The sequence below is a fragment of the Pseudomonas sp. TE3728 genome (assembly GCF_056279145.1).
The window spans coordinates 5,935,495-5,950,997 of the sequence record NZ_JBWBQT010000001.1 but is presented as its reverse complement, the minus strand read 5'-3'; the positions used below and the strand labels follow the sequence as shown (position 1 = coordinate 5,950,997).

Here is a 15,503-nt window from a genome sequence, read left to right as displayed (position 1 = left end):
GGCTACGACTCCTTAAAGACTGTTGATCAGTGTGCTGAAGATTTCCTGCGCAGCCTTGATGATCTGCGAAGAGGCGGTGTAGTACTGCTGATACTTGACCAGGTTGCCGGTTTCCTCATCGAGGTCGACACCGGACAACGAGTCACGAGCGCCCTTGGCGTTGGCCAGGATCGCTTCGGTGGCAGCGCTGTCGAGTTTGCCCTGGGCAGCCTTGGCGCCTACACCCTCAACCAATTTGCCGTAGGCGTCGGTCAGGGAAATGCCTTTACTGGCTGAACCGGTATCCACGGTCTGCTTGGTCTGCAGGCCGGCCAGTGTTGTGCCGTTGCGGTTGTCCAGCGTGCCTGGCTGGCTGAGCGAGACATTGATCGCGGTGCCGTTACCTGGCGAACCGGCCACGGTCATGTCAAACGACACAGTGCGTTGCACGATTGGCGGTCCCGGATCATTGATCGCGGCACCACTGGCGTCGACCAGTGGAATGGTCAGGCTCAGCGTATTGTTCTGGCCCGGCACAATGGTGCCTGTGCTGAGCGAGTTGCCTTGGGCATCGAGCATTTGGTAAGTCTGGGTCGTACCCCCGGCCGCACCAAATACGATTTTGACCGGCGTCGACGTCTTCAGACCGTTCTGGATCGTGGTGGTGGTCGCCGTGTCGTAGATATCGAACTTCGTGGTCAGGGTCGGTTGACCGCTGGCCGGAATCGTCAATGTGCCGCTGCCGCCCGCAGCAATGGCCGCGCCCAACGGGGCCGCAATGGCCAGACGCTTGGAGTCGGTCATCTCGGTCTTGATGGTGGTCGCCGCGTTGCGGGTTGGGGTGATCTTGAAGGTGTCGCCGGCGGCTGCGGTACCACCGGTGAGCTTCATCGAGAAACCATCGATCACTGGCGGCGGCGTGGTCAGCGTGCTGAATGCGCCCATGGCGGTGCCTTCAGGCAGGCGCTGCACGGTGTAGTTCGTGGCGCTGGTGAAGATGACCTTGTAATCGTTGATGGTCAGCTTGCCGCTGTCCTCGATGCTCACCTCGAAGTTGCCTGAGCCGGCGCTGTTGCCGACCGTGGCGACGCTGCGCTGAGCCATTTGCGCGGCACTGTTGATGCTGTTGAACAGGTTCGAACCGAAGTCACCGTTCTTGTCGATGCCCTGGGCCTGGATGGTATTCATCTGATCGGCGACGACCAGCGCCACACGCCCCAGCTCGTTCATGGCCGGGTCCAGCACGGTGCTGCGATAGCGCAGCAAGCCGCCCATTTCACCACCGGTCATCACCGAAGTGATGTCGATGGTGCTCGAACCACGATTGAGCTGAATGGCCGAGCGCGAAGGGTCGTCTTTGCTCGGCACCACTTCCAGTTTGCTGGCGGTGCTGCCCATGACCAGCGGCTGACCGCTGCCCAGGTAAATGTCGAGGTTACCGTCACGCTCCATCACCTGTGCACCGGTGAAAGTGGACAATTGACGTACGGTCTCGTTGCGCGCATCGAGCAAGTCGTTGGGCTGGCCGCCGGCTTTGGAAACTTCGGAAATCTTCTGGTTCAGCTGGGCCACGGTGGCGGCCAATTTATTGACCTGATCGGCCATGTCCGCCAGGTTGCCGTTGACGTTGGCGTTCTGCTGCGTCAACTGGCTGGAGATCGAGTTGAACCGGTTGCTCAGGGCTTGCGCATCGCTGAGCAGCAATTGGCGGGAAGCATCGTCGCCCGGCTTGGCGTTGACGTTCTGTACCGAGGCGAAGAACTTGGTCAAGGCGCCATTGAGGCCGGTGCCGCTGTCCGAGAGCAACTTATCGAGCGGGCTGATCTGCCCGGCGTAGGCAGCCGAGTCGCTGTTAAGCGAAGTGGTGGTCTGCAGTTGCGCATCGAGGTAGCTGTTGTACACCCGACGCACATCGGCCAGGGTCGTACCGGTGCCGATGTAGACATTGCCGAACTGATTCGAAGCCTTGGTGCCCTGCACGGTTTGCTGGCGTGAGTACCCGGCGGTGTCGGCGTTGGCAATGTTATTGCCGGTAGTCATCAGCGCGGATTGGCCAGCGGCCAGACCCGACATCCCGATATTGAGCAAACTCATGGTTCAGACCTTATGCCTTATGCCTATAAAGGCGTAGTGGAAGCGCCCGCCGCAGCGTAGTTTTGGTAACTCGTCATCTGCTTGGCTATCTGCGAAATCTTGCTTGCGTAATCCGGGTCGGTTGCATACCCGGCTTTTTGCAACTCGCGTACAAACTGTTCTGGGTTATCGGCCGACTTCAGCACATCTTGATAGCGATTATTGCTTTGCAGCAGCGTTACAAGGTCATGGAAGCTGTCTTTGTAAGAGGCGTAGGAACGGAACTCGGCCGTCTCCTTGACCATCTCGCCATTTCTGAATTCGCTGGTGATCGCCCGCGCCGAATCGCCCTTCCAATTACTGCTGGCCTTGATGCCGAACAGGTTGTGGCTGCTGCTGCCATCCTGGGCGCGCATGACCGATTTGCCCCAACCGGTTTCCAGGGCAGCCTGAGCCACCAGGTAACGTGGATCGACACCGATACGGTCGGCAGCTTCTTTGGCCATCGGCAGCATGGTATTGACGAATTCGTCGGCGGAACTGAAGGCTTTCTTCGCCGGCGCCAGGGGTATTTGGGCCATGGCACGACCGTAGATCTGCAGGCGCCCGCTGGGTGTCGTATCCGTTTGCGAAGCCAGCCAATCACCGTTGTACAGGGAACCGGAACCAGTCTTGGTGCTCTGCGGCACCTGGATACTGTTCTGTGCCGTTGTGGCGGTTGTTGCAGCGCTCGATGCCGACGGCACCAGCCCGGCGAGCAAACGATCAGCCAGTTTCGGTGGCAGTGCCAGACGCCGCTGATTGATCAGTGCCATGTCATGGCGATGAGCACCCTCGCCCGCGCTTGCCGGCGTCTTCACTGAGCGCGAAGCCCACAACGGGCGCTCGCCATTGAGACGCGACAGCGGCCCGTTGGTGGCGACCGTACCGGCGGCAATCGGTGTTTCCACGGCGGCTTTCGCCGCAGCTTGCTTGGCGGCAGACGCTGCCGCGGCCTCACCCGGCGCCATCGGCTTGTTCTTCGACATCTGACGCATCAGCACGTCCGCCAGGCCAATACCGCCGCCTTCGCGGGACATGGAAACGGCCAACTGCTGGTCGTACATTTCCTGGTATTGCTTGGCTGCCGGTGTGTTGAGCGGGTTGTCCTGGCCCAACGCTTCGGTGGCCGAACGCATCGACTTGAGCATTTCACCAAGGAACAGCGACTCGAATTCCTGCGCCACTTTGCGCATGTTCGCATCGCTGTTCTTGTCGCCGACCTTGAGCTGGTTCAGGCGGTTCAGGTCCGAGTAGGAACCCGAATCGCTGCTGCTGACCAGACCGCTTTTGCGCATATCCATGGTCGCCGTCCTCAGATCACAATCAGGTCGGCTTGCAACGCGCCGGCCTGCTTCAGCGCTTCGAGGATCGCCATCAAGTCACCCGGTGCCGCGCCGACCTGGTTCACCGCACGGACGATTTCGTCGAGGGTGGTGCCCGGGCCGAATTTGAACATTGGCTTGGCTTCTTGCTGAGCGTTGACCCGCGAGCGCGGCACAACCGCCGTCTGCCCGTTGGACAGAGGGCCGGGCTGGCTAACGATCGGGTCTTCGGTGATGGTCACGGTCAGGCTGCCGTGGGTCACGGCGGCCGGGGAAACCTTGACGTTCTGGCCGATCACGATGGTGCCGGTACGCGAGTTGATGATGACTTTCGCCACCGCCTGACCCGGGTCGACTTCGAGGTTTTCGAGGATCGACAAATAGTCGACCCGCTGGCTCGGATCGAGTGGCGCAGTCACGCGGATCGAACCACCGTCGATGGCCTGAGCGACGCCAGGGCCAAGCATGTTGTTGATCTTGTCGACGATGCGCTTGGCGGTAGTGAAGTCCGAACGGTTGAGGTTCAGGGTCAGGCTGTTGCCCTGATTGAAACCGCTTGGTACGGCACGCTCGACCGACGCACCGCCAGGGATGCGACCGGCCGACGGAACGTTGACGGTGATCTTCGAACCGTCACGCCCTTCGGCATCGAAACCGCCAACCACCAGGTTGCCCTGAGCGACGGCGTAGACGTTGCCGTCGATACCTTTGAGCGGCGTCAGCAACAACGTACCGCCACGCAGGCTCTTGGAGTTACCGATGGACGCAACGGTGATATCTATCTGTTGACCGGGCTTGGCGAACGCCGGCAGATCAGCACTGATCGACACCGCCGCGACGTTCTTCAATTGCACGTTGCCCGAACCTGCCGGCACCTTGATGCCGAACTGCGAAAGCATGTTGTTGAAGGTCTGCAGGGTGAACGGGGTCTGGGTCGTCTGATCGCCGGTGCCGTTAAGCCCGACCACCAGGCCGTAGCCGATCAATTGGTTGGAACGCACACCGGAAATACTGGCGATGTCCTTCAGCCGCTCGGCTTGAGCGTCGAAGGCTGCGGACATCAGGAGCGCAGCCACCATCAGGTGTTTGAAGTTCAACATGCTCACCAGAGAAGCCACCTAGAAAGGGAACAGCGGGCTGAGGAAGAAACGGTCGAACCAGCCTGGCTGACTCGCATCGGCAAACGCACCGGTGCCCGAATAGGTGATGCGTGCATCGGCGACGCGGGTCGACGACACGGTGTTGTCGGTGGCGATGTCATCGGCGCGAACGAGGCCGGCAATCCGCACCAGCTCATCACCGGTGTTCAGGGTCAGCCACTTCTCGCCGCGCACGGCGATGATGCCGTTGGGCAACACGTCGGCGACGGTCACGGTGATCGAACCGGTCAGGCTGTTGCTCTGGCCGGACTTGCTGTCGCCCTTGGTGGCGCGGTCACCTTCATAACCGACGTCCAGGCTCAGGCTACCGCTGCCCACTGGATCACTGGTGCTCAGGCCGCCCCCAAAAAACGAGCTCAGGCCGATGTCGGTCTTGCTGTTCTTGTCGATCTGCGAGTTGGCGTTCTTGCTCGCCTGGGTGCGCTCGTTCAGGGTGATGGTGATGATGTCACCGACCCGGAACGCCTTGCGGTCGCTGTACAGGTTCTGTTCGAAACCGGCCTGGTAGATCGAGCCATTATTGGCGGCAGCCGGCAGCGGCGTGCGCGGCAACACCGGGGCGTAGTAAGGGTCATTGGGCTTGGGCGGCGGGGCAACGCAGCCCGCGAGCACGACGACCCCACTCAGTGCCAGAACAGATACAAAGCGATTCATGACCCTACCTCACGGTATTGCAGGCGACCTCATGGCCGCCTCATAGACTTGATTACAGATTCTGCGTTACGAACGAGAGCATCTGGTCGGCGGTGGAGATCACCTTGGAGTTCATCTCGTAGGCGCGCTGAGTGGTGATCATGTTGACCATCTCTTCAACGGTGCTGACGTTGGACGTCTCCAGGGTGTTCTGCAGCGTGGTGCCGAAACCGGCGAGGCCCGGGGTGCCGACTTGCGGCGCGCCACTGGCAGCGGTTTCCAGGAACAGGTTGTTACCCACCGCTTGCAGACCGGCCGGGTTGATGAAGTCGGCGGTTTGCAGGTTGCCGATCACCTGGGAAGCCGGGTTGCCGGCGACGGTGATGGACACGGTGCCGTCACGGCCGACGGTGAAAGTCTGGGCGTCGTTCGGAATGACAATGGCCGGCTCCAGGGCGAAACCGCTGGCGTTGACGATCTGGCCGTTGGAATCCAGGTGGAACGTACCGTCACGGGTGTAGGACGTGGTGCCGTCCGGCTGCAGGATCTGGAAGAAACCGCGACCGTCGATGGCCATGTCCAACGGTTGCTCGGTGGTTTGCAGGCTGCCGGCGGTGAAGTTTTTCTGGGTGCCGACGATGCGCACACCGGTACCCACTTGCAGACCCGACGGCAATTCGCTGTCCTGGGTCGACTGGGCGCCTGGCTGGCGTTTGATCTGATACAGCAAGTCCTGGAACTCGGCGCGGTCACGTTTGAAACCCGTGGTCGATACGTTCGCCAGGTTGTTGGAAATGGTGGTGAGGTTGGTGTCCTGGGCGGACAGACCTGTTTTGGCAACCCATAGAGCCGGAAGCATTCGATTCTCCTCGTGCGCCTGTTTTACGGCGCGACGTTCTGATAATTAGCTGATCTGCAAGACCCGAGCCATGGCCTGGTCATCGTCTTTGGCGGTGTTCATCATCTTGATGTGCAGCTCGAACTGCTTGGCCAGCGCCAGTACCGAAGTCATTTCTTCCACGGCATTGACGTTGCTCGACTCAAGGAACCCGGACACCAGTTTGACGTTGGCATCGGCCTGCGCCGGCTTGCCGTCCTTGGTGTGGATCGAACCGTCCAGGCCTTTGGTCATGTTCTTGAAGTCCGGGTTGACCAGTTTGATGCGGTCGACTTCGGCCATCACGCGAGGGCCTTCGCCCATCGCACGGATGCTGATGGTGCCGTCTTCGCCGACTTCGATTTGCTGCTCGGGCGGCACGGCAATCGGCCCGCCATTGCCTACCACCGGCATACCGTTGCCGGCACGCAGCACGCCCAGGGCGTCAACGTTCAAGCTGCCGGTGCGCACGTAGCTTTCACCGCCATCGGGGTTCTGCACGGCGATCCAGCCGTTGCCCTGCACCGCGACATCGAGGTCGCGACCGGTTTCTACCAGCGAGCCAGGGGAGAAGTCGGTGGCCGGACGTTCGCTCATGGCAAACGCACGCGCCGGAAAGCTGTCACCAAACACCGGCATCGAACGGGCCTGTTCCAGGTCCTTCTGAAAACCGTTGGTAGAGATGTTCGCCAGGTTGTTGGCATGAGCCTTCTGCGCCAGTGCATTCTGGCTGGCGCCGGTCATTGCCACATAAAGGTACTTGTCCACACTCTTTCCTCTGCATGCCGGACGTTTGCCGCCCACCGCTGTACTGCTGAGCCATAAGCAATTTGCAGACCAACTTTTTTCTGGCGGCGCAGGGCCCGGCAAACAAAGGACTTGAGGGATTCAGAGGGGATTGGGGGAATGTGCCGAAGACGAAAAACCGGCGGTGTTATGCCGCTTCGCGGCAACAGATCAAAAGATCGCAGCCTTCGGCAGTGCCCACAGGCACGTAGGAGCTGCCGAAGGCTGCGATCTTTTGATCTTCAATTGCTATCCTTGCCAACCTCATACTCACGCAACTTATTGGCAATGGTGGTATGCGACACCCCCAACCGCTTGCCCAGTTGCCGACTGCTCGGATGCTCGGAATACAAGCGCTCCAGCACCGCTTTCTCAAAGCGCCCGACAATCTCGTCCAAGCCCCCCTCAAGCGAAAAATCGCCGAGGGGCTGACGCACACCGTAATCCGGCAGGCGAATGTGCTCGGCTTTGACGGTGCCGCCATCGCACAGGGAAACTGCCTGGAACAGTACGTTCTCCAACTGCCGCACGTTACCCGGCCAGTGATAATGACTAAGCCGTTCCATGGCCGCTGGCGCCAGTTTCGGCAACGGGCAACCGATCTGCCGACTGGCCTGATCGAGGAAGTGCTCCACCAGCGGCGCCAGTCCGTCGAGGCATTCGCGCAGCGGCGGGATGTGCAGCGAGAGCACGTTCAAACGGTGGTACAAATCCTGGCGAAACTCACCGCGAGCGCACAGCTCGGACAAGTCCACTTGCGTTGCGCAGATCACCCGCACATCCAGATAGACCTCTTCATCGCTGCCGACACGACGGAAGCAACCGTCCTGCAGAAAGCGCAGCAATTTCACCTGCAAGCGCGGGCTCATTTCGCCGACGCCGTCGAGAAACAACGTACCGCCCGCCGTCAGCTCCAACAGCCCGAGCTTGCCTTCGGCCCGCGCGCCTTCGAAGGCACCGGGACCGTAGCCGAACAGTTCGGTCTCGGCCATGGACTCTGGCAGACCGGCACAGTTGAGCGCCATCAACGGTGATTGCCCACGCGGGCTCGCCAAGTGACAGGCCCGCGCCAACAACTCTTTGCCGGTGCCGGTTTCGCCTTCTATCAATAGCGGCGCGTCCAGCGGGGCCATGCGCCGCGCTTCGCGTACCACCGCCGCCATCACTTTCGAGCTTTGGAAAATGCTGTCGAAGCCACGCAATTCCTGCTTGCGCACGTTATAGATGCGCTCGCCCACCCGGTCCGCCCGGTGCAACGTCAACACCGCACCGGCCATGGCCTCGCTTTCGTCATGCTCCGATTGCAGCGGCGCGATGTCGGCGAGAAACACGTCGCCCTTGACCTTGACCCGCAAGCCGTTGATCCGTGACTTGTTGGCGCGCACCAGTTCCGGCAAATCAAAATCCTCGGCGTACCGCGACAGCGGTATCCCCGGCACCTCGTCCACCCGCACCCCGAGCAACTGCGCCGCCGCACGGTTGGCCGCGACGATGGAGCCGCCCATGTCGATCGACAGCACCGGAAACTCCAAGGCACCAAGCAAGGCATTGAGTTCCATATGCCGACGCTCGCTGGGCATCAGCCCTACGCGTTTGACGCCGAATACCCCGCCAATCGCCTCAAACTTCGGACGCAACGCCTGAAACTGAATGTTGATCAGGTTCGGGCAGTGCAGGTAGATCGCATTGCCGTGCTCACCGCCCACTTCGCCGCGAGCGACGTTGATCCCGTACTCGACCAGCAGGTTGAGAATGTCGCGCAGGATACCGATGCGGTTCTGGCAGTGAACTTTGATACGCATATAAAGGCCCGTAACAGCGGTGATCGAGGCCCGGCGCAGGAAATTTTCTGCGTAGGCACCAAGTTAGTCGTCAAGATTATGTGACACCCGTGCGCCATTTCAAACCCGCAAATATCAATACTTGCGCCATAGCGACCAATCCGTAACGAATACTTTACGAAAAGCCGGCATTTTTCCAACTCTCACCGCGGATCACCTGCTGCAACACTGCACGCCTTGGGGTATTTCTAGGTCTATAGCTGTACACACAACAAGAACGTATCCCCTAGCAGGAGAGCAGCATGAAGCAGACGCAATACGTGGCTCGTGAGCCCGATGCGCAAGGTTTTATCGACTACCCCGCCGAAGAACACGCGGTGTGGAACACGCTGATCACTCGCCAACTGAAAGTGGTCGAGGGCCGTGCGTGCCAGGAATACCTGGACGGTATCGAAAAACTCGGTCTGCCCCACGACCGCATTCCGCAACTCGGTGAAATCAACAAGGTCCTCGGTGAAACCACCGGTTGGCAGGTTGCCCGAGTCCCCGCACTGATTCCCTTCCAGACCTTTTTCGAATTGCTGGCGAACAAGCAGTTCCCGGTGGCGACGTTTATTCGTACCCGCGAAGAGCTGGATTACCTGCAAGAACCGGACATTTTCCACGAGATCTTTGGCCACTGTCCGCTGCTGACCAATCCCTGGTTCGCCGAATTCACCCACACCTACGGCAAACTTGGCCTACAGGCTTCCAAGGAAGAACGCGTGTATCTGGCGCGCCTGTACTGGATGACCATCGAGTTCGGCCTGGTCGACACGCCACAAGGCCTGCGCATCTATGGCGGCGGCATTCTGTCCTCGCCGAAAGAAACCGTTTACTGCTTGTCGAACGAGCCTGAGCATCAGGCCTTCGACCCGCTTGAATGCATGCGCACGCCGTACCGCATCGACATTCTGCAACCGCTGTACTTTGTCCTGCCGAACCTCAAGCGCCTGTTCGATCTGGCCCACGAAGACATCATGGGCATGATCAAGCAAGGTATGCAGTTGGGGTTGCGCGCGCCGAAATTTCCGCCAAAAGCCGCGTGACCCGCGTCTTTTGGCATCAAGTGAGTCTGTTACGGATCGCCGCTTTGCTTTAGCGTGGTCCCACTGACGACCGTTTTTCAAAACACTCGATTTCAGGAACACATCATGTCCACATTAAACCAAGCCCATTGCGAAGCCTGCCGCGCCGACGCCCCTCAGGTCAGCGACGAAGAATTGCCGATCCTGATCAAGCAGATCCCTGACTGGAACATCGAAGTTCGCGACAGCGTGATGCAGCTGGAAAAAGTTTTCCTGTTCAAGAACTTCAAACACGCGCTGGCGTTCACCAACGCCGTCGGTGAAATTTCCGAGGCCGAAGGTCACCACCCAGGCCTGCTGACCGAGTGGGGCAAAGTCACCGTGACCTGGTGGAGCCACTCCATCAAAGGCCTGCACCGCAACGATTTCATCATGGCCGCGCGCACTGACGAAGTGGCGAAGAACGCCGAGGGCCGCAAATAATGCATTTCGACGCCATCGGCCGAGTGCCCGGCGACCCGATTCTCGGCCTGATGGAGGCCTATGCGCTGGACCCCAACCCGCGCAAATTCGACCTTGGCGTGGGTGTCTACAAAGACGCCCAGGGCCAAACGCCAATCCCCGAAGCGGTGAAGCTCGCCGAGCAACACCTGGTGGATCGTCAATCCACCAAAACCTACATCGGCGGCCACGGCAATGTAGCGTTCGGCAAAGTCATCAACGAGTTGGTGCTTGGTGCGGATTCGGCGTTGATCGCCGAACAACGGGCCGGCGCCACTCAAACGCCGGGCGGCACTGGCGCATTGCGTTTGAGCGCTGACTTCATCGCACAATGCTTGCCGGGCCGTGGCGTGTGGTTGAGCAACCCGACCTGGCCGATCCACGAAACCATTTTCGCGGCGGCCGGGGTAAAGGTCAGTCATTACCCGTACGTGGGCAGCGATAACCGTCTCGATGTGGAAGCGATGCTGGCGGTGCTCAATCAAGCACCCAAGGGCGATGTGGTGCTGCTGCACGCCTGCTGCCACAACCCGACCGGTTTCGATCTGTCCCATGACGATTGGCGTCGGGTGCTGGACGTGGTGCGCAGTCGCGATTTGCTACCTCTGATCGACTTCGCCTATCAGGGTTTCGGCGACGGCCTGGAGCAAGATGCCTGGTCAACGCGGCTGTTCGCCGCCGAGCTGCCGGAAGTGCTGATCACCAGTTCCTGCTCGAAGAACTTCGGCCTGTACCGCGACCGCACCGGCGCACTGATTGTCTGTGCGAAAACCGCCGACAAGCTGGTGGATATCCGCAGCCAACTGGCCAACATCGCCCGTAACCTGTGGTCGACGCCACCGGATCATGGCGCCGCCGTGGTCGCGACCATCCTCGGCGATCCAGAGCTGAAAAGCCGCTGGGCCGACGAAGTGGAAGCTATGCGTTTGCGTATCGCCCAGTTGCGCAGCGGTCTGGTCGAAGCACTTGAACCCCATGGCTTGCGTGAGCGATTTGCGCACATCGGTGTGCAACGCGGGATGTTTTCCTACACCGGTTTGTCGCCGGAGCAGGTCAAGCAACTGCGTGAACGCCACAGCGTTTACATGGTCAGCTCAGGCCGGGCTAACGTCGCGGGAATTGATGCGACGCGCTTGGACTTGTTAGCCGAAGCCATCGCTGAGGTCTGCCGCCCTTAAAAGATCGCAGCCTTCGGCAGCTCCTACAGGATGTACGCAATCCAATGTAGGAGCTGCCGGAGGCTGCGATCTTTTGATCTTGATCTCCAGGCTGCGCCAGCGCCTACACAGACCTGTCTAGACAATCCCATCCGTCGCAACAAATGGATATAAAAGTCTATTTGTCATTTCTCCTGCTGTATCCTGCGCAGGCTTTTTTAAAAGCGCGGATCTACCAGATCTATCAACAGACTTAGCGAGGAGCGCGACATGCACGAGATCCCTAATCTCCCCTTCCCAAGCCTGCACGAAACTGAGCAGACAACCACGCAACAAGCCGGCGCCCAACAGCCCGAGATGAAAGAAGCACCTGAACGCCGCCAGGCCGACAGCGAAGACTGATACACCTGCAATGCCAGACCGTGTGGAAAGCGCTAACATGCGCTTTCCACACCGCCTGAACCGCGAGCCCGCACCATGAGCGATGATTTCACTGAAGCCCAGGCCAGCGTCCTGATCGGCACCGCCGAGAAGATGATCGAGATCTGGAACCGCCTTTCCCCCGAGAAACAAGCCGCGTTGCTGGCCCGCTTCGGCAGCGAAGAAAACGCCCTGGCCGCTCTGGTCACGACGCAACTGGTTGCCCCCGCCAAAACCTGACTCACCCCGCCTGGCAAATAGTTTTACTTTTTCACGCCCCGCGAGCGTCCACGCCGCTATCATAAGCAGCCTATCTATCCTGCTGCCCCGTGGACCTTTACCCATGTCAGAAACCCAGCGCCCCATGGCGGTCACGCTGCAAGTCGTTTCCATCGTCCTGTTTACGTTCATCGGTTACCTGAATATCGGCATTCCCCTGGCTGTATTGCCGGGCTACGTCCACAGCGATCTAGGTTTCGGCGCCGTGATCGCCGGGCTGGTGATCAGCGTGCAATACCTGGCCACCCTGCTCAGCCGCCCTTACGCCGGACGCATCATCGATAACAAGGGCAGCAAACTGGCGGTGATGTACGGCCTCGCTGGCTGTGGTTTGAGCGGTGTGTTCATGTTGATTTCGGCCTGGACGCAAAGCCTGCCGACGTTAAGCCTGATCAGCCTGTTGATCGGCCGACTGGTGCTCGGCAGCGCGGAAAGCCTGGTGGGTTCCGGGTCGATCGGCTGGGGCATCGGCCGGGTCGGCGCGGCGAATACCGCCAAAGTCATCTCCTGGAACGGCATCGCCAGTTACGGCGCGCTGGCGGTCGGCGCGCCGCTGGGGGTGCTGCTGGTGAGTCAGTTGGGTTTGTGGAGCATGGGCGTGAGCATCGTGCTGTTGGCCGTTCTGGGTCTGGCGCTGGCCTGGCCAAAAACCGCCGCACCGATCGTTGTCGGCGAACGCCTTCCGTTCATGCACGTGCTGGGGCGGGTGTTTCCTCACGGTTGCGGTCTGGCCTTGGGTTCCATCGGCTTTGGCACCATCGCTACATTCATCACCCTGTATTACGCCACTCAGCACTGGTCCAACGCGGTGCTGTGCCTGAGCCTGTTCGGCGCGAGTTTTATCGGTGCGCGATTGTTGTTCGGTAATCTGATCAACCGCCTCGGCGGCTTTCGCGTGGCGATTGCCTGCTTGTCGGTGGAAACCCTCGGACTGTTGCTGCTGTGGCTGGCACCCGATGCCCATTGGGCACTGGCCGGGGCGGCGCTGAGTGGTTTCGGTTTTTCACTGGTGTTCCCGGCCTTGGGCGTGGAAGCGGTCAACCTGGTGCCCGCCTCCAGCCGTGGCGCGGCAGTCGGGGCGTATTCGTTGTTCATCGATTTGTCGCTGGGGATCACCGGACCGCTGGCGGGTGCGATTGCGGCTGGATTCGGGTTCGCCTCAATCTTCCTGTTTGCCGCGTTGGCCGCTTTGAGCGGATTGATACTAAGCGTTTACTTGTACCGGCAGGCGCCAAAGTATCGTGAAGAAAGAGAAGCGCGTTAAAAGTCGACCTTTCCACGCCCAGCCTTGATGCTGCCGCGCTTGGTCTTGGATTCGAGCCGACGCTTCTTCGAACCGAGAGTCGGTTTGGTCGGGCGGCGTTTCTTTTCCACTTTGGTGGCGCTGAGGATCAACTCGGTCAGGCGCTCCAGCGCATCGGCGCGGTTCTGTTCCTGCGTGCGGTATTGCTGGGCCTTGATGATCAACACGCCGTCGCTGGTGATGCGACTGTCACGCAACGCCAGCAGCCGTTCCTTGTAGAACTCGGGCAAGGACGAGGCCGGAATGTCGAAGCGCAGGTGCACCGCGCTGGAGACCTTGTTGACGTTCTGCCCACCGGCGCCCTGGGCGCGAATGGCCGTCAACTCGATCTCGGCATCCGGCAGATGCACGTTGTTGGAAATCACCAGCATGGAAAAAGGTCCGGTATCAGGGCGTTCAGGATACCGCGAATCAGAGATCCGGCACGCCGAAGATCAACTGTGGGAGCGAGCCTGCTCGCGAAAGCGGTGTGTCAGACAACATCGATATTGAATGTGCTGACCCCATCGCGAGCAGGCTCGCTCCCACAGGGTTTTGTATCAACCCTGAAAACAAAAAACCCGGCACATGGCCGGGTTTGTTGTTTCTGCGCTTTGCACTTACTTGGCAGCGGAACCTGCGGCCAGCAACGCCTGCTGCGCACTGCGCTTGTTCTTGATGCCGTAGCAGATCCACATGAAGATGACCCACACCGGAATCGCATACACCGAGATCTGGATGCCCGGGATCAGCAGCATCACGCCAAGGATGAATACCACGAACGCCAGGCAGATGTAGTTGCCGTACGGGTACCACAGGGCCTTGAACAGCGGCGTCTGCCTGGTCTTGTTCATGTGCTGACGGAACTTGAAGTGCGAGAAGCTGATCATCGCCCAGTTGATCACCAGCGTGGCCACCACCAACGACATCAACAGTTCCAGCGCATGTTGCGGCACCAGGTAGTTCAGCAGCACCGCGACCAGAGTCACGGCGGCCGACGCCAGAATCGAACGCACCGGTACGCCACGCTTGTCGATCTTCGACAAGGCCTTCGGCGCATCGCCCTGCTCGGCCATGCCAAGCAGCATACGGCTGTTGCAGTAGGTGCCGCTGTTGTACACCGACAGCGCCGCGGTCAGTACCACGAAGTTGAGGATGTGCGCGGCGGTGTCGCTGCCCAGCATCGAGAACACTTGCACGAACGGGCTGCCGCTGTAGGCATCGCCGGACGCGTTCAGCGTCGTCAGCAGGCTGTCCCAAGGCGTCAGCGACAACAGAACCACCAATGCACCGATGTAGAAAATCAGGATCCGGTAGATCACCTGGTTGATCGCTTTCGGGATCACGGTTTTCGGTTTATCGGCTTCGGCGGCGGTGAAACCGAGCATTTCCAGGCCGCCGAAGGAGAACATGATGATCGCCATGGCCATCACCAGACCGCTAACGCCGTTCGGGAAGAAGCCGCCGTGTTCCCACAGGTTGGTTACAGAGGCTTGTGGGCCGCCGTCACCGCTGACCAGCAGGTAGCTGCCGAGCGCAATCATACCGACGATGGCCACGACCTTGATGATCGCAAACCAGAACTCGGCCTCACCAAAAACTTTGACGTTGGCCAGGTTGATCAGGTTGATCAACACGAAGAAACCGGCTGCCGAGACCCAGGTCGGGATATCCGGCGCCCAGTAATGGATGTATTTGCCGACCGCGGTCAGCTCGGACATGCCCACCAGGATGTACAGGATCCAGCAGTTCCAGCCCGACAGGAAGCCGGCAAAACCGCCCCAGTATTTGTGGGCGAAGTGGCTGAAGGAACCGGCGACTGGCTCTTCGACGATCATTTCGCCGAGTTGGCGCATGATCATGAAAGCGATGAAGCCGCAGATGGCGTAGCCGAGAATCATCGACGGGCCAGCGGATTTGAGCACGCCGGCCGAGCCAAGGAACAACCCGGTACCGATCGCGCCACCGAGGGCGATCAGTTGAATATGGCGATTTTTCAGGCCGCGTTTCAGCTCGCCTGAATGCGAGTTTTGTCCACTCATGAAAAGGGTCTCACGCAAGGTTTGATGATGTTCAGTAGACGTTGCTGCTCGGTTGCGATTTCAAGCAGCGCCGATCAAACCCCAGCGCAGGCACCAGGAGTT

The 15,503-nt window shown here is 59.9% G+C and carries 15 protein-coding genes; 6 read left to right on the top strand and 9 right to left on the bottom strand.

Annotated features, from left to right (window positions below; all coding sequences use genetic code 11):
• Positions 1 to 12: 12 nt before the first annotated feature.
• The 7 genes from flgK to ACZ89R_RS26210 all read right to left on the bottom strand — a co-directional run bounded on the left by flgK (position 13) and on the right by ACZ89R_RS26210 (position 8,674).
• The gene (gene flgK / locus ACZ89R_RS26240) at positions 13 to 2,073 is read right to left on the bottom strand and encodes a flagellar hook-associated protein FlgK (RefSeq protein WP_429547637.1); all 2,061 of its coding nucleotides are present in this window, start codon (positions 2,071 to 2,073) and stop codon (positions 13 to 15) included.
• 23 nt (positions 2,074 to 2,096) lie between these two features.
• Complete coding sequence (flgJ, locus tag ACZ89R_RS26235) at positions 2,097 to 3,395, bottom strand: flagellar assembly peptidoglycan hydrolase FlgJ (protein ID WP_429547638.1); 1,299 nt, start codon at positions 3,393 to 3,395, stop codon at positions 2,097 to 2,099.
• A gap of 11 nt (positions 3,396 to 3,406) precedes the next feature.
• Positions 3,407 to 4,516, bottom strand: coding sequence for a flagellar basal body P-ring protein FlgI (locus ACZ89R_RS26230; RefSeq protein ID WP_008072568.1), 1,110 nt, complete (start codon positions 4,514 to 4,516; stop codon positions 3,407 to 3,409).
• 18 nt (positions 4,517 to 4,534) lie between these two features.
• Positions 4,535 to 5,230 carry a flagellar basal body L-ring protein FlgH gene (gene flgH / locus ACZ89R_RS26225; RefSeq protein WP_052966739.1) on the bottom strand — a complete coding sequence of 232 codons (696 nt, stop codon included), beginning with the start codon at positions 5,228 to 5,230 and terminating at the stop codon, positions 4,535 to 4,537.
• A gap of 52 nt (positions 5,231 to 5,282) precedes the next feature.
• Positions 5,283 to 6,068: a flagellar basal-body rod protein FlgG gene (gene flgG / locus ACZ89R_RS26220; RefSeq protein WP_008011001.1), complete on the bottom strand. Its 786-nt coding sequence runs from the start codon at positions 6,066 to 6,068 to the stop codon at positions 5,283 to 5,285.
• Between the two features lie 45 nt (positions 6,069 to 6,113).
• A complete protein-coding gene (locus ACZ89R_RS26215; protein ID WP_008074885.1) occupies positions 6,114 to 6,854 on the bottom strand; it encodes a flagellar basal body rod protein FlgF in 741 nt (246 codons plus the stop codon).
• A 260-nt stretch (positions 6,855 to 7,114) separates the two neighbouring features.
• Positions 7,115 to 8,674 carry a sigma-54-dependent transcriptional regulator gene (locus tag ACZ89R_RS26210; protein ID WP_183680050.1) on the bottom strand — a complete coding sequence of 520 codons (1,560 nt, stop codon included), beginning with the start codon at positions 8,672 to 8,674 and terminating at the stop codon, positions 7,115 to 7,117.
• A 281-nt stretch (positions 8,675 to 8,955) separates the two neighbouring features.
• On the opposite strand from ACZ89R_RS26210, the gene phhA reads away from it, so the two are divergent.
• From phhA to ACZ89R_RS26180, 6 genes are all read left to right on the top strand, one after another.
• On the top strand, positions 8,956 to 9,741 hold the full coding sequence (gene phhA / locus ACZ89R_RS26205; protein ID WP_429547639.1) for a phenylalanine 4-monooxygenase: 786 nt from the start codon (positions 8,956 to 8,958) through the stop codon (positions 9,739 to 9,741).
• A 105-nt stretch (positions 9,742 to 9,846) separates the two neighbouring features.
• Positions 9,847 to 10,203 (top strand): 4a-hydroxytetrahydrobiopterin dehydratase, encoded by a 357-nt coding sequence (locus ACZ89R_RS26200; protein WP_010457024.1) that lies wholly within the window; start codon positions 9,847 to 9,849, stop codon positions 10,201 to 10,203.
• A complete protein-coding gene (locus ACZ89R_RS26195; protein WP_429547640.1) occupies positions 10,203 to 11,399 on the top strand; it encodes an amino acid aminotransferase in 1,197 nt (398 codons plus the stop codon). The genes ACZ89R_RS26200 and ACZ89R_RS26195 overlap by 1 nt, the downstream gene beginning before the upstream one ends.
• Before the next feature lie 249 nt (positions 11,400 to 11,648).
• Positions 11,649 to 11,780, top strand: a complete 132-nt coding sequence (locus ACZ89R_RS26190; protein WP_256348506.1) for a hypothetical protein — start codon at positions 11,649 to 11,651, stop codon at positions 11,778 to 11,780.
• A gap of 75 nt (positions 11,781 to 11,855) precedes the next feature.
• Complete coding sequence (locus ACZ89R_RS26185) at positions 11,856 to 12,038, top strand: hypothetical protein (RefSeq protein ID WP_008074891.1); 183 nt, start codon at positions 11,856 to 11,858, stop codon at positions 12,036 to 12,038.
• Between the two features lie 103 nt (positions 12,039 to 12,141).
• A complete protein-coding gene (locus ACZ89R_RS26180) occupies positions 12,142 to 13,341 on the top strand; it encodes an MFS transporter (protein ID WP_123495980.1) in 1,200 nt (399 codons plus the stop codon).
• On the opposite strand, the gene arfB is transcribed toward ACZ89R_RS26180, so the two are convergent.
• Positions 13,338 to 13,751, bottom strand: coding sequence for an alternative ribosome rescue aminoacyl-tRNA hydrolase ArfB (gene arfB / locus ACZ89R_RS26175; RefSeq protein WP_008074893.1), 414 nt, complete (start codon positions 13,749 to 13,751; stop codon positions 13,338 to 13,340). The two genes, ACZ89R_RS26180 and arfB, sit on opposite strands and share 4 nt — an antisense overlap.
• Before the next feature lie 228 nt (positions 13,752 to 13,979).
• Positions 13,980 to 15,401, bottom strand: coding sequence for an amino acid permease (locus ACZ89R_RS26170; RefSeq protein ID WP_429547641.1), 1,422 nt, complete (start codon positions 15,399 to 15,401; stop codon positions 13,980 to 13,982).
• Between the last annotated feature and the right edge of the window lie 102 nt (positions 15,402 to 15,503).